15 protein-coding genes are annotated in these 17,343 nt (G+C 69.5%); 11 read left to right on the top strand and 4 right to left on the bottom strand.

All coding sequences use genetic code 11. The features are described from left to right. Nucleotides 1-124 precede the first annotated feature (124 nt). Both GVN67_RS08000 and zwf read left to right on the top strand, forming a co-directional pair. Nucleotides 125-1,048 carry a DUF1796 family putative cysteine peptidase gene (locus GVN67_RS08000; protein WP_159994578.1) on the top strand — a complete coding sequence of 308 codons (924 nt, stop codon included), beginning with the start codon at nucleotides 125-127 and terminating at the stop codon, nucleotides 1,046-1,048. Between the two features lie 147 nt (nucleotides 1,049-1,195). Then, the gene (gene zwf, locus GVN67_RS07995; RefSeq protein WP_159994576.1) at nucleotides 1,196-2,671 is read left to right on the top strand and encodes a glucose-6-phosphate dehydrogenase; all 1,476 of its coding nucleotides are present in this window, start codon (nucleotides 1,196-1,198) and stop codon (nucleotides 2,669-2,671) included. 48 nt (nucleotides 2,672-2,719) lie between these two features. On the opposite strand, the gene GVN67_RS07990 is transcribed toward zwf, so the two are convergent. Further along, nucleotides 2,720-3,538, bottom strand: coding sequence for an aspartyl/asparaginyl beta-hydroxylase domain-containing protein (locus GVN67_RS07990; RefSeq protein ID WP_235035154.1), 819 nt, complete (start codon nucleotides 3,536-3,538; stop codon nucleotides 2,720-2,722). 259 nt (nucleotides 3,539-3,797) lie between these two features. On the opposite strand from GVN67_RS07990, the gene GVN67_RS07985 reads away from it, so the two are divergent. Both GVN67_RS07985 and GVN67_RS07980 read left to right on the top strand, forming a co-directional pair. Beyond that, entirely contained in the window at nucleotides 3,798-4,709 is a 912-nt protein-coding gene (locus GVN67_RS07985; protein WP_159994574.1) for a dihydrodipicolinate synthase family protein, read from the top strand. Between the two features lie 59 nt (nucleotides 4,710-4,768). Then, nucleotides 4,769-6,037, top strand: coding sequence for a hydantoinase/carbamoylase family amidase (locus GVN67_RS07980; RefSeq protein WP_159994572.1), 1,269 nt, complete (start codon nucleotides 4,769-4,771; stop codon nucleotides 6,035-6,037). Between the two features lie 63 nt (nucleotides 6,038-6,100). Here the strand turns inward: GVN67_RS07980 and GVN67_RS07975 are convergent, their stop codons facing one another. Continuing rightward, nucleotides 6,101-7,726 carry an FGGY-family carbohydrate kinase gene (locus GVN67_RS07975; protein WP_159994570.1) on the bottom strand — a complete coding sequence of 542 codons (1,626 nt, stop codon included), beginning with the start codon at nucleotides 7,724-7,726 and terminating at the stop codon, nucleotides 6,101-6,103. Between the two features lie 33 nt (nucleotides 7,727-7,759). Next, entirely contained in the window at nucleotides 7,760-8,557 is a 798-nt protein-coding gene (locus GVN67_RS07970) for a DeoR/GlpR family DNA-binding transcription regulator (RefSeq protein WP_235035150.1), read from the bottom strand. Nucleotides 8,558-8,696: 139 nt separating this feature from the next. On the opposite strand from GVN67_RS07970, the gene deoC reads away from it, so the two are divergent. From deoC to rbsK, 7 genes are all read left to right on the top strand, one after another. Then, nucleotides 8,697-9,377, top strand: a complete 681-nt coding sequence (gene deoC / locus GVN67_RS07965) for a deoxyribose-phosphate aldolase (RefSeq protein ID WP_159994568.1) — start codon at nucleotides 8,697-8,699, stop codon at nucleotides 9,375-9,377. A 62-nt stretch (nucleotides 9,378-9,439) separates the two neighbouring features. Continuing rightward, on the top strand, nucleotides 9,440-10,507 hold the full coding sequence (locus GVN67_RS07960; protein WP_235035147.1) for an autoinducer 2 ABC transporter substrate-binding protein: 1,068 nt from the start codon (nucleotides 9,440-9,442) through the stop codon (nucleotides 10,505-10,507). Nucleotides 10,508-10,580: 73 nt separating this feature from the next. After that, nucleotides 10,581-12,077, top strand: a complete 1,497-nt coding sequence (locus tag GVN67_RS07955; protein WP_159994566.1) for a sugar ABC transporter ATP-binding protein — start codon at nucleotides 10,581-10,583, stop codon at nucleotides 12,075-12,077. Next, nucleotides 12,074-13,066, top strand: a complete 993-nt coding sequence (locus tag GVN67_RS07950) for an ABC transporter permease (protein ID WP_159994564.1) — start codon at nucleotides 12,074-12,076, stop codon at nucleotides 13,064-13,066. Before GVN67_RS07955 ends, GVN67_RS07950 begins: the two co-directional genes overlap by 4 nt. A 13-nt stretch (nucleotides 13,067-13,079) precedes the next feature. Next, the gene (locus tag GVN67_RS07945; protein ID WP_159994562.1) at nucleotides 13,080-14,072 is read left to right on the top strand and encodes an ABC transporter permease; all 993 of its coding nucleotides are present in this window, start codon (nucleotides 13,080-13,082) and stop codon (nucleotides 14,070-14,072) included. Nucleotides 14,073-14,076: 4 nt separating this feature from the next. Beyond that, nucleotides 14,077-15,159, top strand: coding sequence for an aldose 1-epimerase family protein (locus GVN67_RS07940; protein ID WP_159994560.1), 1,083 nt, complete (start codon nucleotides 14,077-14,079; stop codon nucleotides 15,157-15,159). A gap of 9 nt (nucleotides 15,160-15,168) precedes the next feature. Then, nucleotides 15,169-16,080, top strand: coding sequence for a ribokinase (gene rbsK / locus GVN67_RS07935; protein ID WP_159994558.1), 912 nt, complete (start codon nucleotides 15,169-15,171; stop codon nucleotides 16,078-16,080). Here rbsK and GVN67_RS07930 read toward each other — a convergent pair. Continuing rightward, a complete protein-coding gene (locus tag GVN67_RS07930) occupies nucleotides 16,067-17,245 on the bottom strand; it encodes an MFS transporter (RefSeq protein WP_159994556.1) in 1,179 nt (392 codons plus the stop codon). The two genes, rbsK and GVN67_RS07930, sit on opposite strands and share 14 nt — an antisense overlap. Nucleotides 17,246-17,343: the final 98 nt, after the last annotated feature.

Raw genomic sequence — 17,343 nt, 5'->3', positions numbered from 1 at the left:
CTTTGTGGATAACGCTGTGGACGGTGCGCGCCGCCGCAGCGGCCGCGCGGACCGCCGGCCGCGGCCGCCTGGACGCCGCGTCACCCGGCGGCAATAATGACGCAACAGCAACAGCGTGGCCGCGATGGACTGGAACAGGCTGACCAACACCGTCTTCCAGCCGGAGGCCTTCGCGCAGCGGCTGGATGCCGCGCTGCGCGAGCCGATGAAGCAGACGGCGCGCGACGGGCTGACGGTCACCGATGCCGACCTGGCGGTGCTGCAGGACAGCTTCGCCGCCGCCCGCGCCCGGCTCGACCAGTATGAACGTATGGCGCTGCAGGTCGCCGAGGCGCGGCGGGCCAATCTGCTGGCCTATCGCGGCATCAAGTTCATCTCGCTGGGCAGCAACTGCTTCGCCCGCTCGGTGGCCACCCGCTGGGGCATCAAGCCGCCGGCGGCGCTGGGCGAGGCGACGCATCCCTTCGACATCGCCATCCACCGCATCGCCAGCATCCCGACGCTGATCGAGACCGATTTCGCCGGCTATCTCGACCCCGGGGCGCTGCAATACCTGCCCGACAAGGGATACGTCACCCACACCAGGCTGGGCGCCACCTTCAACCACGAGCGCGGCGAGGAATTCCACGCCGACAACTGCGCCCTGCTGGTGCGCAAGTATTCGGCGCGGATCGAGAATTTCTACCGCGACATCGCCGCCGCCGACCGCATCGTCTTCATCCTCTACACCAACCGCTGGGTCTCCGGCATCACCCGCGGCATCGAGCGCATCTACGAGGCGCTGCAGAAGCGCTTCCCCGACAAGGATTGGGGCCTGGCCGTGCTGGTCGGCCGGCAATTCGAGGAAACCGCCGACACCGCGCCGCTGCCCGGCCATGAGCGCCCGCGCATGGGCGTCACCGTCCAGCAGATGCCGCTGCCCAAATACAGCTGGCACCGCAACGAGCACGCCTTCAGCCCCGAGGGCCAGGCCTATGAGCGCGCCATGATGGACGGGCTGAAGGCCATCATCGGGCGGATCTTCCCGGACCACGCCGCCGCGGCCTGAGCCTGCCGCCAGAGCGTGATGGCTTGAGGTGGAATCACCGAGAAGCCTGAATCACGCGATCAGACAAAGAGCCAGGGTGAGTTGGCTTCGTTCTTCCGAAGCCAGCTCACCCTAGGCTTCTCTCCCGCACTGCGGCAGGATGCGGCCATGGCCCGTATCCTTCCCGTCGCTTCCTTCGACTGCACGGTCTTCGGCGCGACCGGCGACCTGACCATGCGCAAGCTGCTGCCGGCGCTCTACCACCGGCATCGCGACCGGCAATTCCCCGACACCAGCCGCATCATCGGCGCGGCGCGGGGCGCGCTGGACGATGACGGCTTCCGCCGCCAGGCCGAGGCCGCGCTGCGCAGCCACCTGCCGCCCGATTCCCTGGACGCCACGGCGCTGCAGGACTTCCTGTCCCTGCTGCACTACCGCCCGATCGAGGGCAGCGGCGAGGGCGGCTGGCAGGAGCTGGCGGCGACCCTGGACGAGCGGCCGGGCCAGGTGCGGCCCTTCTACCTGGCGACCTCGCCGGAGCTCTATGGGCCGATCTGCCAACGCCTGGCCCGGCATGGCGCGCTGTCGCCCCAGGCCCGGGTGGTGCTGGAGAAGCCGATCGGCCACGACCTGGACAGCGCCCGCGACATCAACCGCGCGGTGGGCGAGGTCCTGCCCGAGGCGCAGATCTTCCGCATCGACCACTACCTGGGCAAGGAGACGGTGCAGAACCTGATGGCGCTGCGCTTCGCCAACCCGATCTTCGAGCGGCTGTGGCATGCCGACATGATCGACCATGTCCAGATCACGGTCGCGGAAGAAGTCGGCATCGGCGGTCGCGGCGGCTATTACGACAAGGCCGGCGCGCTGCGCGACATGGTGCAGAACCACATGCTGCAGCTGCTGTGCCTGCTGGCCATGGAAAGCCCGATCTCGCTCGACCCCGACGCGGTGCGCGACGAGAAGGTCAAGGTGCTGCGCGCCCTCAAGCCCATCGCCCCGCATGAGGCGCATCTGGCCACCGTCCGCGGCCAATACACCGCCGGCGCCATCGCAGGCCTGCCGGTGCCAGGCTATCGCCAGGACCTGGGCCAGGAGGCCAGCCTGACGGAGTCCTTCGTCGCGCTGAAGCTGCAGGTCAATTCCTGGCGCTGGGCGGGCGTGCCCTTCTACCTCCGCACCGGCAAGCGGCTGCCGCGCAAGGTGTCGGAAATCATCATCGAGTTCCGCACGCCGCCCTTCAGCATCTTCCCGCGCGAGGCCGTCGGCATGCAGCCCAACCGCCTGATGATCCGGCTGCAGCCGGAAGAAGGCATGCGGCTGGAGATGATGACCAAGGAGCCGGGGCCGGGCGGGCTGCACCTGCGGCCCACCGGGCTGGATATCTCGTTTGAAAAGGCCTTCGGCCAGCGCTACCCGGATGCCTATGAGCGGCTGCTCATGGACGTGGTGCGCGGCAACACCACCCTGTTCATGCGGCGCGACGAGGTGGAAATGGCCTGGAAATGGGTCGAGCCGATCCTGCAAGGCTGGACCGATCGGCCGGAAACGCCCAGGCCCTATGCCGCCGGAAGCTGGGGGCCGACGGCGGCCATCGCCATGATCGAACGCGATGGGCGGACCTGGTACGAATCACTCGAATGAAAAAAGGCCGGGGGAAAGAATTCCCCCGGACCCCCATCTTTTTTCTGGTTAGTTGGGGCGGTTACGCAGGGCCTCGGCCTCGGCGTAGAACTTCTTCTCCCACTCCTTGTGGTTGTCCAAACCCTCGCGAATGAACGGGGTGAACACCGCCAGGTTCAGCAGCAGCCAGTTCGTCAGGCGCGCGGGGAAGGCCAGGGGCTTCACGAAGTCGACGAAGAGCACCACCCGGGTCTGGTCGGTGTGGTTCCAGGCCTCGTGCTCATAGGCGTCGTCGAAAATCAGCGCCTTGCCCTCGTGCCAGTTGCAGACCTGCTTGTCGACGCGGATCGCCAGCCGGTCGCTCTGCTCCGGCACGATCAGCCCCAGATGCAGGCGCAGCACGCCGTTATACGGGCCGCGATGCGCGGGCAGGTGCTTGCCGGGCTCGAAGATCGAGAACATCGCCGTCTTCAGGCCGGGGATCTTCTGCACGATCCGCCAGGTTTCCGGGCAGCGCTTGATGTTCTCGGCCGAGGACAAGCCATAGCCGGCCAGGAAGAAGGTCTTCCAGGCGCTGTCCTTGCTGATGGTCTGCACGTCGGTCGAGATGTCGTGGAAGCTTGGCAGCTCGGACTGCCGCAGCAGCACCCGCTCCAGCTCCTGCCGGATCAACGGCCATTCGCGCTCGACCTCGGCCGCCCAGGGGAAGGTGGCATTGTCGAAGACCGGCGGGTTGCCGACCTTGCTGTAGCGCAGGTTGAGCCGCTCCGCCCCCGAGACCAGGCTCATGAAGAAGCGGGTCATCAGGCTGGGACGCGCCAGCGGCGCGATGTTCGCGGTGGTGAAGCTCTGCTGCGGCTCGGCCGTGCGGGGCGTGCCCTGTTGCAAACTGATCTCCTGATCCTTTGTCCGCGGCCGCGGAGCTTCTGCCCGCTTTCACCCCCCGCCGGCAATGCCGCGGATGGGGTGGCCCCTGCGCGTGATTATACGCGCTTGCGAGTCATTGTCATGGTCCGGTCATGCACCGCCTGCCTCACGGGCGCGGGAGCAGGCTTGACAGCGGGGGTTGGAGGCGCGGTGGGGCCAGGGCAGGATGGCCGGCAGCGGCCCGGCTCGAGGCCGCGCGACCAGGAGAGGAAGCCAGGACATGGTCTATCGCGGCGTGTTTCCGGTGGTGCCCACCATTTTCGATGCCCAGGGCGCGCTGGACCTGGAGGGGCAGCGCCGCGCGGTGGATTGCATGATCGATGCGGGATCGCAGGGATTGTGCATCCTGGCCAATTTCTCCGAGCAGTTCGTGCTGTCGGATGCCGAGCGCGAGCTGCTGCAGGACGAGATCCTGGGCCATGTCGCCGGGCGGGTCCCGGTGATCGTGACGACGACGCATTTCTCCAGCCGCCTCTGCGCCGAGCGCAGCCGCCGCGCCCAGCAGGCCGGCGCCGCCATGGTGATGATCATGCCGCCCTATCACGGGGCGACGATCCGGGTGCCCGAGGCGGCGGTGTTCGAATTCTATCGCCAGGTGTCGGAGGCGATCTCGATCCCGATCATGATCCAGGACGCGCCGGTGGCGGGGACGCCGCTGTCGGTGCCGCTGCTGGCACGGATGGCGCAGGAGATCCCCAACGTCGCTTATTTCAAGATCGAGGTGGCGCAGGCCGCGTCCAAGCTGCGGGCCTTGATCGAGGCCGGCGGTGCGGCGATCGAGGGGCCCTGGGATGGGGAGGAGGCGATCACCCTGCTGGCCGACCTGGATGCCGGGGCGACGGGGGCGATGACGGGGGGCGGCTATCCGGACGGGATCCGGCAGGTCACCGACCCCTATTTCGCCGGGGACCGCGCGGCGGCGGTGGCGGCGTATCAGCGCTGGCTGCCGCTGATCAATTACGAGAACCGGCAGGCCGGGTTGCTGGCGGCGAAGGCGCTGATGCTCGAGGGTGGCGTCATCCGCTGCGATGCCGGGCGGCATCCGGTGGCGCCGATGCATGACGCCGTGCGGGCGGGGCTGCTGGAGATCGCGCGCGGCCTGGACCCGGTGGTGCTGCGCTGGGGTCGCTAGCGCCATCACCGGAAAGCCTGGATCATGCGATTGAACCAAGAGCCGGGTTGGGAATCAGAATGAGCCGATTGGGCGCATCGATCGATCGGCTGCAGGCCGATGCCGCGGTTCTCTTCGAGGCTGTCGCCGCGGCGTCTCGAGACGTCGAGGGCGTCACCCGCGCCGCCTACGGGCCGGAGGAAACGGCCGCCGGCGAGATCCTGGCCCGATATGCGCGGGAAAACGGGCTCGAGGCGGCGTGGGACGGCGTCGGGAACCTGCATGTCACCCGGCCGGGGAAGGGGAGCTCGGGCAAGGAGATCATCATCGGCTCCCATCTCGACACGGTCCTGCGTGGCGGCAACTACGATGGCCTTGCGGGTGTGGTGGCCGGCGTGATCCTGCTGGTGGCGCTGCGGAAAGCCGGGATCGAGACCGGCCACAGCCTGCGCGTGATCGGCTTTCGCTGCGAGGAGAGCCCCTGGTTCGGCCATGCCTATGTGGGCAGCCGCCTGTTGATGGGCACCCTGTCACGCGACGAGCTAAAGGGGCTGACGCATGCCACCTACGGCAAAAGCCTGTGGCAGCTGCTCGAGGGGTTGGGGCTCGATCCTGAGGAGTCGCTGCGTCGCCGGCAGATCGAGCCCGCGCGGGTCCACGCCTATCTGGAGCTCCATATCGAGCAGGCGCCGCTGCTGGTCGCGCTGGATCGGCCGGTCGCGGTGGCCCATGCGGTGCGCGGCAATATCCGCCACCCCAAGGTGACGGTGACCGGCGAATATGGTCACTCGGGCGCCATGCCGCGCCATCTGCGGCAGGACACGGTCATCGCCACGGCCAAGCTCCTGGCCGCGATCGACGGCGAATGGAAGCGGCTGGTCGAGGCCGGTCATGACGACCTCGTCTACACCACGGGCATGATGCAGACGAACCCGGCGGTGCATGCGATGACCAAGGTGCCGGGCGAGCTGAGCTGGAGCTTCAATGTCGGCGGGACCCAGGACGAGGTCGTGCGGGGGCTCTACGATTTTGCTTTGGCCAAGGCGGATGCGCTGGCGCGGGAGCATTCGGTGCGGTTCGATTTCGGACCGCGCGCGGGGTCGATGGCGTCGCCGTTGGACCCGGCCATCATCGAGGCGGCGGTCAAAGCCGGTCAGGATCTTTCAATCCCGATGGAGGTGATGCCGACGGTGGGCCACGATGCTTCGACCTTCGAGAAGCAGGGCATTGCCTGCGGCGTCATCCTGATCCGCAACCAGAATGGCAGTCATAACCCGGCGGAATCCATCGAGATCGAGGATTTCTACCTGGGGGTCAAAGTGCTCGGCGAGACGGTCCTGTCGATCTGAGCGCTTGGCTGGGGATCATAGCGGCGGCAGCACAGACAGAAAAAAGATGGGGTCCAGGGGAATTCATTCCCCTGGCCTTGCTTCCATGATCTTTCGGTATTTGATCTGATCCTCATACATTTCCTTGAAGATCGCGTATTTCTTTTCGTGGTAGATTTTGGCGGCTTCGTTCGGCCGGATCGTCTCGCCCGCCCCGCTCATGCTGTTCATCGCCTGGTCGAGGTTGTCGAAGGCCTTTCCGGCGACCGCCCCCAGCATGGCCGCGCCCAGCAGGATGGCTTCGGGCTCGCGCGGCAGCACCAGGCTGCAGCCGGTGGCGTCGGCGTGCTCGCGCAGGAAGACCGGGTTCTTGGTGCCGCCGCCGCAGGCCAGCACCGTGTCGATGGCGTAGCCCTGGTCGTTCATCGTCTCGATGATGTGGCGGGTGCCGTAGGCCACGGCCTGCAGGGTCGCCAGATAGAGCCGCGCCAGGTCGTCGGCGGTGGCCGACAGCTTCAGGCCGGAGATCATGCCGGTCAGCGAGGCGTCGGCGCGGGGCGAGCGGTTGCCGTGGAAGTCGGGCATGACGTGCAGGTGCCGGGTCAGGCGGGCAGGGTGGTCGAGGCCTTCCGACAGCCGCTCCAGCCGGGCGTTGAGGGCCTGGTAGATGGTCTGGCCGGCGGCGTCCGCGGCGGCGCGCTCGGCGGGGTAGGCGGCGTGGGTGGTGATGACGTGGTCGATCAGGGCGCCGGTCGCCGACTGGCCGCCTTCGTTCAGCCAGAGGCCGGGCAGCATGGCGGAGAAATAGGGGCCCCAGACGCCGGGGACAAAGCGGGCCTCGGGCGCGACCGCCATGTGGCAGGAGGAGGTGCCGCCGATCAGCGCCAGCCGCCGGTTCAGCGGGGGCTCGCCCGGCAGCGCCGCGCCGATGACGCCGAGGCCGCCGGCATGGGCGTCGATGGCCGAGGCGCCGACGGGGATGCCGGCGGGCAGGCCGAGCTCGGCCGCGGCCTGCGGCTGCAGGGTGCCGATCAGGGCGCCGGGGGGCAGGATCTCGGTGCCCAGCCGGGCGAAGCCTTCATCGGCCAGGACGCCGAGGCCGATGGCGCGGAAGAAGCCCTCGTCCCAGCGGTTCTCGTGGCCGAGGAAGGTCCATTTGCAGACGGTGGAGCAGAGCGAGCGGGTGGTGCTGCCGGTGGCGCGCCAGGTCAGGTAGTCGGGCAGGTCGAAGAAATGCGCGGCGCGGTCGAAGCTTTCGGGCAGGTTCTCGCGCAGCCAGAGCAGCTTGGGCGTCTGCATCTCCAGCGAGACGCGGCCGCCAACATAGCGCAGCACGTCGTGGTCGCCAGCATTGATGCGGGCGGCCTGGTCGCCGGCGCGGTGGTCCATCCAGACGATGGTGTCCTGCTGGGCCGCGCCGTCGGGGCTGACGGTGACCGGGCGGAAGGCCTCGTCGAGCAGCACCAGCGAGCAGGTGGCGTCGAAGCCCAGGCCGCGGACATTGACCTCGCCGATATCGGACAGCGCGCCGCGGATGGCGGTGGCGATGGCGGCCCAGATGTCGTCGGAGCTCTGCTGGACATGGTCGGGCGCCGGGCGCCAGGCGCGGATGGCCTGCGACGCCTGGCCCAGCATGCGGCCGTCGAGGGTGAAGGCGCCGGCCCGGGCGCTGCCGGTGCCCACGTCGATGCCGATGACGATGTCCTGCATGCGGGGCGCCTCCTGGTCTGACGAGCCGGCGGGTTACGGAGCGGGGGGGGCCACGTCAAGCCGGCAGCCCGCCGTGGTCAGCGCCGCGGCGGGGCCCTCGGGCAGCGTGGCGTCGGTCAGGATGCGGGCGAAGGCGGAGACCGGGGCGAAATAGGCCGGCTTCAATTGCCCGAGCTTGCTGCCATCGACCACCAGCAGGGCCTCGGCGGCGCTGGCGAGCGCCATCTGCTTCACCGGCACCTCGTTGAAATTGGTGCAGGTCACGCCCTGGATCGCGTCCACGCCGCCGGCCGACAGAAAGGCCTTGTTCAGGCGCAGGCGGCGCAGGCTGGCCAGCCCCTCGTCGGAGGAGAAGGTATGGGCGGAGGGGTGGAACAGCCCGCCCAGCAGCACCATCCGGGTATGCGGCCGCCGCGCCGCCAGGTTGGCGATGTTCAGCGCATAGCAGACGATGGTCAGCTGCGGCCCGGGCGGCAGGCTCTCGACGAAGTGCGGCATGGTGGTGCCGCAATCGACGAAGATGGTGTCGCCATCGGCCACCAGCCGGGCGGCATGGGCGGTGGCCTGGCGCTTGGCGGCGGCGTGCTGGTCCTGCTCGGTTTCCAGCGCGTATTGGCCGGGGCGCTGCAGGCTGCCGGCTGGCACCACATGGCCGCCGAGCAGGGTCAGGCGCAGCCCCGGCCGCGCCAGGTCGCGGCGCAGCGTCATCGAGGAAACGCCGAGCCATTGCGCCGCATTCTCCAGCCGTGCGGCGCCGGTCTGGCGCAGCATCTCTTCCAGTTGCGCCAGGCGGCGGGCGCTTCTGCTGGTCCGGGCGGCGGCGTCGGCCAAGCGGGTCCTCCCTGTGGGCTGCCGCTTGACGGCGGCGGGGCGTGATGTGAGGATTATAACAACTGTTACTAATCTGACAAACGCGCGGGGAGGGTTTTCCGCTGGAAAATCCGGCCGGCGCGGCGACGAGGACAAAGCCGTGACCCTTTCCAATGCCGAGCTGGCGACGCTGATCGACCACACCCTGCTGAAGCCCGAGGCTTCGGCGGCGGAGCTGGAGCGCTGGGCGGCGGAAGCGCGGCAGCACGGCTTCGCCTCGGTCTGCGTCAACCCGGTGCATGTGCGGCGGATTGCCGGGCTGCTGGCCGGCAGCGGCGTGAAGACCTGCTCGGTGGTGGGCTTCCCGCTCGGCGCCAGCACGGCCGCGGCCAAGGCGCATGAGGCGGCGGGCGCGGTCGCCGACGGCGCCGACGAGATCGACATGGTGATCAATATCGGCGCGCTGCGCGACGGCCGCTTCGACGAGGTGCAGGCCGATATCGCCGCGGTGCGCGCCGCCTGCGTCGGCCGCGTGCTGAAGGTCATCATCGAGACCTGCCTGCTGACCGACGCGCAGAAGCGCAGCGCCTGCGAGCTCTCCGTCGCGGCGGGTGCCGATTTCGTGAAGACGTCCACCGGCTTTTCGACGGGCGGCGCCACCGAGGCCGATATCGCCTTGATGCGCGGCGTGGTTGGTGCTGCCCTGGGCGTCAAGGCTTCGGGCGGCGTGCGGACCCGCGCCCAGGCGGAGGCGATGATCGCCGCCGGCGCGTCGCGCATCGGCGCCAGCTCGGGCGTCGCGCTGCTCGGCGGCGCGCCGGTCACCCCCGGCGCCTATTGAACCACCGGCTACAGGCCATCGCGCCCGCAGCCGGGCGCGCCCAAGGGAAGGAAACAGCAATCATGGTCATGATCAACCGGCGCGGTCTCGGCGCCCTGGCGGCGGGCGGCATGCTGGCCGGGGGCCTCGGCGCCCGCCCGGCCTTCGCGCAGGCGGCCAAGGCGGTCGATGCCAGCAAGGTTTCTGGCGACATCAACGCTCGCGTGGCCCGCAAGAAGGTCATCGCGACCGTCGTCAAGGTCGACGGCATCGCCTGGTTCGACCGCATGCGTGCCGGCGTCAAGCAGTTCGGCGAGGACCAGGGCCACGACACCTGGATGGTCGGCCCGAGCCAGGCCGATGCCGCCGCCCAGGTGCAGCTGGTCGAAAGCCTGATCGCGCAAGGGGTCGACGCCATCTGCATCGTCCCCTTCTCGGTCGAGGCGGTGGAGCCGGTGCTGCAGAAGGCGCGGCGCCAGGGCATCGTGGTGATCTCGCACGAGGCCTCGGGGCTGAAGAACATCGACTACGACATCGAGGCCTTCGACAACCACGCCTATGGCGCCAAGCTGATGGAAGTCCTCGCCCGCGACATGGGCGGCGAGGGCAAGTATGTCGCGACGGTCGGCAGCCTGACCTCGCAGTCGCAGATGGAATGGATCGACGGCGCCGTCGCCTTCCAGAAGCAGCATTTCCCGCGCATGCAGGAGGTGACCCGCCGCATCGAGACCTATGACGATGCGACCACCGACTACAACAAGCTCAAGGAAGTGCTGACCGCCTACCCGGACCTGAAGGGGATCGTCGGCGCGCCGATGCCGACCTCGGCGGGGGCAGGCCGCCTGATCGCCGAGCGCAAGCTCGCCGGCAAGCTGTTCTTCAGTGGCACCGGCCTCGTGTCGGTGGCGGGGCAGTATCTCCGCAACGGCGACATCAACTACATCCAGTTCTGGGACCCCGCCGTCGCCGGCTATGCCATGAACGTCATGGCGGTGATGGCGCTGGCGAAGAAGTCGATCGGCGCCGGCATCGACCTCGGGCTCGCCGGCTACGGCAAGCTCGAGGCGCCGGATGCGGCGCGGCCGAACATCCTGGTGGGCCAGGGCTGGGTCGGCGTCACCAAGGACAACATGGCGCAGTACAACTTCTGATTTTCTGTCTGTTCCGGCGCGCGGGGTTTCCGCCCCGCGCGCCGGCTGCGTCTTTCAAGGGTGACGGGGTTCCATGACCGCTCCGCTGATCGAACTGCGCCACCTGGGCAAGAGCTTCGGGGCCGTGCATGCGCTGAAGGACGTCTCGCTGACCATCGGGCGGGGCGAGATCCATTGCCTGGCCGGCGAGAACGGCTCCGGCAAGTCGACGCTGATCAAGGTGATCTCCGGCGTGAACCAGCCGGATCGCGGCGAGATCCTGATCGACGGGGAGAAGATAGAAAACCTCTCCCCGCGCCAGGCCATCGCCCGCGGCGTCCAGGTCATCTACCAGGATTTTTCGCTGTTCCCGAACCTCAGCGTCGCCGAGAACCTGGCGCTGTCGACCGAGCTGCAGGCCGGAAAGAAGCTGGTCTCCTGGCGCCGCGTCCGCCAGATCGCCGAAGAGGCGACGCGCAAGCTGGGCGTCGCCCTCGACCTCGACGCGCTGGTCGAGACGCTGCCGACGGCCGGCAAGCAGCTGGTCGCCATCGCCCGCGCGCTGATGTCCGACCCGCGCCTGCTGATCATGGACGAGCCGACCACGGCGCTCACGGGGCGCGAGGTCGAGGCGCTGTTCCGCGTGGTGCGCGACATCCAGAGCCGCGGCATCGCCGTGCTCTTCGTCAGCCACAAGATGCGCGAGATGCTGGAGATCAGCGAGCGCATCACCGTGATCCGCAGCGGCGAGGTCGTGGCCGGCGGCGACATCGGTGATTTCGACGAGGCCCGCATCACCCGCGCCATGACCGGGCAGGAGCTGGCGGCCGAAGGCTATCGCTGGGAGGGTGATCCGACCGCTCCGGCTTTGCTGGACGTGCAGGGCCTGACCGTGGCGGGCCAGCTCGAGGATATTTCCTTCAGCCTGAAGCCCGGCGAGATCGTCGGCGTCTCTGGCCTGCTGGGCTCCGGCCGCACCGAGCTGGCGCTGGCGCTGTTCGGCATGAAGCGCGGCTATGCCGGCGACATCCGCCTCTCGGGCCGCGCGCTGCGGCTCGACGGCGTCCAGGCCGCCATCGCCGAAGGCATCGGTTACGTGCCTGAGGACCGATTGACCGAGGGCCTGTTCCTGGCGGCGACCATCGACCGCAACATGCTGGCCACCTCGCATGACCGCCTGAGCCGCTTCGGCGTCATGCAGAACGGCCAGGCGGCGCGGGACTCGGAAGAAATGATCCGCGAGATGGCCATCGCCACGCCCACCGGCAACCGCCCGGTGACGCAGCTCTCCGGCGGCAACGCCCAGCGCGTGGTGATCGGCCGCTGGCTGATGAACGACCCCAAGCTGCTGATCCTGAACGGCCCGACGGTCGGCGTCGATGTCGGCTCCAAGGCCGGCATCCATCGCAAGATCCGCGAACTTGCCCGCGCCCGCGGGCTGGGAGTGCTGATGATCTCCGACGACCTGCCGGAGCTGGTGGACAACTGCAACCGCATCCTGGTGCTGCATCGCGGCCGCCTGGTCGCCGAGCTGGAGGCGGAGGAGACCAGCGAGGCCGACCTCTCCGCCCGGCTGGGGGCGCTGCAATGAGCGCGCTGGCCAATGCGCTGCGCCGCCATCCGGAGCTGATGGTCGCGGCCGTGCTGGTGATCGCCGTGCTGGCGATCGGCACCATCAACCCGGTCTTCTGGCAGGCCTCCAACCTGTTCAGCCTGCTGCGCGCCAGCGTCATCACCGGCATCCTGGCGCTGGCCGTGCTGCTGGTCATGCTGTCGGGCGGCATCGATGTTTCCTTCCCCGCCTTCGCCATCGCGGCCATGTACCTGACCGTCAAGGCGATGATCGCCTGGCAGTTCGACGGCGTGCTGCTGCCCTTCCTGATGGCCAGCGCCATCGGGTTGGGCCTTGGCCTGGTGAACGCGGTCTTCGTCCATTACCTGCGGATGATCCCGCTGATCGTGACGCTGGGCACCGGCACCGCGGTGCGCGGCTTCATCCTGGGCGTGGTCGGCACCAGCCAGATCAACATCGACCAGATGCCGCCGCTGCTGATCAACTTCGCCCGCGGCGAATTTCTGTCAGTCACCCAGGCGAATGGGAGCGAGGCAGGGCTTTCTTCCATGGTGCTGGTCTATGCGGGGCTGGCCATCGCGGTGCATCTGATGCTGCGCCACACCATGCTGGGCCGCGGCATCTATGCGCTCGGCGGCGGCGAGGAAGCGGCGCGCCGCGTCGGCTTCAACACCCGCCGCATCACCTTCGTCATCTATGGGCTGGCAGGCGCGCTCGCCGGCTTCGCCGGGCTGCTGCACGGCGCCATGATCTGGACCGCCAATCCGCGCGACATGGTGGGCCTCGAGCTCGATGTCATCGCCGCCGTGGTGCTCGGCGGCGCCAGCATCTTCGGCGGCCGCGGCACGGTGATCGGCACCATGCTGGGCGTGCTGACCCTGGTCGTCATCACCAACAGCCTGATCATCCTGGGCGTCGACACCACCTGGCAGCGCGTCGTGGTGGGCACCATCGTCATCGCGGCCACGGCGGCCACCGCCTGGCGCGACCGCAAGCGCATCGCCTGAGGGAATGGCACCGATGAGCACCCTGCTCCAGCGGCTGCGCGGCAGCGACACCAACCTGCTGCAGCTCGTCATCCTGACGGTGCTGATCTTCGCCGGCATGGCGGCGCTGAACCCCGAGCGGTTCCTGCGCCCCTATGTCTTCGAGAGCATCACCTTCATCGCCCCCGAGCTCGGCCTGCTGGCCATCGCCATGATGGTCGCCATGCTGACCGGCGGCATCGACCTGTCGGTCATCGGCATCGCCAACCTGTCCTGCATTCTCGCGGGCCTGTTCTTCCATTCGGTCGGCGGGCCGCGCGGGCCGGATCTGGTGAACATGCCGCTGCCGCTCGTGCTGGCCGGCATCGGCATCGCGCTCGCCACCGGGGTCGTGGCCGGCGCCATCAACGGGCTGCTGGTCTCGCGCATGCGGGTCACCCCGATCCTGGCCACCATTGGCACCGGCCAGATTTTTACCGGCATCTGCCTGGTGCTGACGGGCGGGCCGGCGGTGGTGGGCTTCCCGGCGATCTGGGGCCAGTTCGGCAACGGCACCGTCTTCGGCATCGCCGCCCCCCTGGTGGTCTTCGTCGTGGTGGCGGGGCTGGTCTGGTTCGTCCTCGCCCGCACCGCCTTCGGCATCAACCTGACGCTGATCGGCACCAACCCGCGCGCCGCCGTCTTCGCCGGGCTGCGCACCCAGCGCACCGTTTTTCTGTCCTATGTGATGACGGGCGCGCTGGCGTCGGTGGCCGGCGTGCTGCTGTCGGGGCGGACCAACGCGGCCAAGTCCGACTACGGCGTCTCCTACCTGCTGCAGGCGGTGCTGATCGCCGTGCTGGCGGGGACCAACCCGGCCGGCGGCCGCGGCTCGGTGCCCGGGATCGCGCTGGCGCTGGTGGCGTTGATGCTGCTTTCATCCGGCCTGCAGATCATGCGCTTCAGCAACTTCCTGGTGGACCTGATCTGGGGCGGCTTCCTGCTTCTCTCCATCGCCCTGGCTGCCCTCCGGATGCGGAGCCGTTGACGCCATGACCGCCCATATCCCGCTGCACGAGGCCCTCGCCGGCACGGCACCGACAGAAATCCTCCGCCAGGGGGAGCTGTCGGCGACGCTGTTCCGCTTCCCCACCGGCATCCCGGCGCTGCGCCTGGCCAATGCCCGGGGCGAGGTGGTGGTGCTGCCCTGGATGGGCGGCATGGTCTGGTCGGCCCGCTTCGACGGCGTGGACCTTGCCATGCAAAGCGGCTTCGACGCGCCGCAGCCGGCCCAGAGCATCGCCGAGACCTATGGCTGCTTCGCCTTCCACAGCGGGCTGCTGCGCAACGGCGTGCCCGGGCCGGAGGATGACCACGCCGCCCATGGCGAATTCCCCTGCGCGCCGCTGCAGCGCGCCTGGCTGGAGCTCGGCCAGGACAAGCGCGGCAGCTTCCTGCGGGTCATCAGCGAGCGGCATTACGTCATGGGCTTCGGCGCGCATTACCGCGCCTTCCCATCGGTGACCTTGCGCCCCGGCGAGACGCTGTTCGACATCGGCCTGTCGGTGCAGAACGCCGGCGGCAAGCCGATGGAATTGATGTATATGTGCCACATCAATTTCGCCTTCGTCGCCGACGGCATCATCGAGCAGCCGGCGCCCTTCACCCCCGACCGCACCCAGGTCCGCCGCGCCGTGCCCGCCCATGTCACGCCCAGCCCGGCCTATCTGTCGCTGATCGAGGCGCTGGCGCAGAACCCGGCCCGGATGCAGCGCCTGTCCGAGCCCGCCGCCTACGACCCCGAGCAGGTTTTTTACCTGTTTGGCCTGGGCACGGACGCGGCGGGGGACACGCATCTGATGCTGCGGCGCCCCCAGGGCGACGGCTTCGGCATCGCCTATTCGCCGCAGAAATTCCCGCAGACGGTGCGCTGGATCATGGCCGATCCCGACCAGCAGGTGGCGGCCTTCGCGCTGCCCTCGACCTGCCAGCCGGAGGGCCATGCCGCCGAGACCCGCAAGGGCCATGTGCAATGGCTGGCCCCGGGCGGGCGGGCGGATTTCACCGTGCGCGCCGGCTATCTCGACCGTGCCGCCGCGCAGGCCTGCGGCACTCTCATCTCTTCTCTGCGATAGGAGCGGGCCATGGGCGCGCGCATCGGCGTGGTCGGCAGCAATATGGTCGACCTGATCACCTATATCGACCGCATGCCGGCCGCCGGCGAGACGCTGGCGGCGCCGCGCTTCGCCATGGGCCATGGCGGCAAGGGCGCCAACCAGGCGGTGGCGGCGGCCAAGCTCGGCGGCGACGTGCTGCTGGTCAGCCGCGTCGGCGATGACCTGTTCGGCGGCGGGACGATCAAGAATTTTTCCGACCTTGGCATCGACACCAGGCATGTCCGTGCCGTCCCCGGCACCCAGAGCGGCGTGGCGCCGATCTTCGTCGAGGCCTCGGGCGAGAACCGCATCCTGATCATCAAGGGCGCCAACGAGCACCTGCTGCCCGCCGATGTCGACGCCGCGGCCGAGGATCTGAAGGGCTGCGCGCTGATCCTGCTGCAGCTCGAGATCCCGCTGGAGACGGTCTACCACACCATCGCCTGGGCGGCGGCGCAGGGCATCCCGGTGCTGCTGAACCCGGCGCCGGCGGTGCCGGAGCTCGATGTCGAGCGCATCCTCGGCGCCACCTTCCTGGTGCCGAACCAGACCGAGCTGACCATCCTGACCGGCCTGCCCGCCGGGACCCGCGCCGAGGCCGAGGCCGCTGCCAAAACCCTGGTCGCCCGCGGCATCCGCCAGGTGCTGGTGACGCTGGGCGCCGAGGGCGCGCTGCTGGTCACCGCCGAGGGCGCCGAACACGTGCCTTCGGTCCGCGTCACCCCGGTCGATACCAGCGGGGCGGGCGACGCCTTCATCGGCGCCTTCGCCCAGCATTACGTGGCCCAGGGCGACACGCTGGCGGCGATGCGCTGGGGCGCGCGCTATGCCGCCGATTCCATCACCCGGCCGGGGACGCAGTCGGCCTTCGCCACGCGGGCGGCCTTCACGGCTTCCTGAGGGCCAGCGCCGCCAGCAGCGCGAAGACCAGCATGCTGCCGGGCAGGCCGATCTGCACCGGCAGCGGCAGGGCGCCGATCATGCCGGCGCCCAGCGCGCCCACTGCCATGTGCACCGCGCCCAGCACGGCGCTGGCGGTCCCCGCCGCGCCCTCCACCGCCATCAGGGCCAGCGCGATGGCCGGCGGCGCCATGAAGCCCACCCCCATCTGCGACAGCACGGTCAGCCCCAGCGCCAGCCCGGCCGGCAGCAGTCCGGCCGCCGACAGCCCCAGGAAGGTGGCGGCCGAGGCCAGCATCATCAGCGTGCCGATCTGCACCAGCTGCGCCGGGCTGCGGCGCAGCCGGGGCGCCAGCAGCCCGCCGGCCAGGAAGCCCAGCGCATAGCCGGCCGGCGCCAGGCTGACCGCCAGCGTCCCCCAGCCGAAGACGCCTTCATACAGGCGCTGCGTGGCGGCGACCTCGGCATAGGCCCCGCCGATGGCCGCCGCCGTGCCCAGGGCAAACGACAGGAAGACACGGTTGCGCAGGACCTTGCGGTAGCTGCCGAGCGTCGCCACCAGCCCGCCCTGGCGCGAGCGGCTGTGGTGGCTCTCCGGCAAGGCCAGCAGCACGGCGAGCATCACCGCCGCGCCGCAGGCGGCGGTCACCGCCAGCGAGGCGCGCCAGCCGAAGCGGCCGGCGATGCCGCTGCCCAGCACCGGCGCCAGGCCCGGCATCACCGCCATGGCCAGCGTCAGCAGCGACATCACCCGCAGAAAGATCGGCCCGGCGAAGCGGTCGCGGGCGATGGCGCGCGGCAAGGCGAGCCCGGCGCTGGCGCCCAGCCCCTGCAGCAGCCGTGCCGTCAGCAGCATCGGCCCGCTGCTGGCGAAGGTCGCCAGCACGCCGGCCAGGATGAACAGCGTCAGCCCCGCCAGCAGCACCGGCCGCCGCCCATGCCGGTCGGAGAGCGGCCCGACCACCAGCTGGCCCAGCCCGATGCCGACCAGCACGGCGGAGAGGATCAGACCTGCCTGCTCGAGCTCCAGCGCCAGGTCGGCGGTGATGCGGCCGAGCGAGGGCACCACCAGGTTGGTCGCCATCTGGCCGAGCGCGGTCAGCGCCATCAGCAACAACAGGGTGCCGGCCGGCAGCGCGGGGCTGCCGGGGTTCGAGCTGCTCATTCTGCGTTTATCCCGGGGAGTCTGGTGCCGCGCGCGCGGGGGCGTCGGGCGACAGAAGTCTCGACGCCGGCCGGCCTGTCCAATAATGCTTGGCCGTA

This window comes from Roseomonas sp. 18066 (genome assembly GCF_902706185.1).
In the GTDB taxonomy this organism is placed as follows: domain Bacteria; phylum Pseudomonadota; class Alphaproteobacteria; order Acetobacterales; family Acetobacteraceae; genus Pseudoroseomonas.
This window is presented reverse-complemented; position numbering and strand designations above follow the sequence as displayed.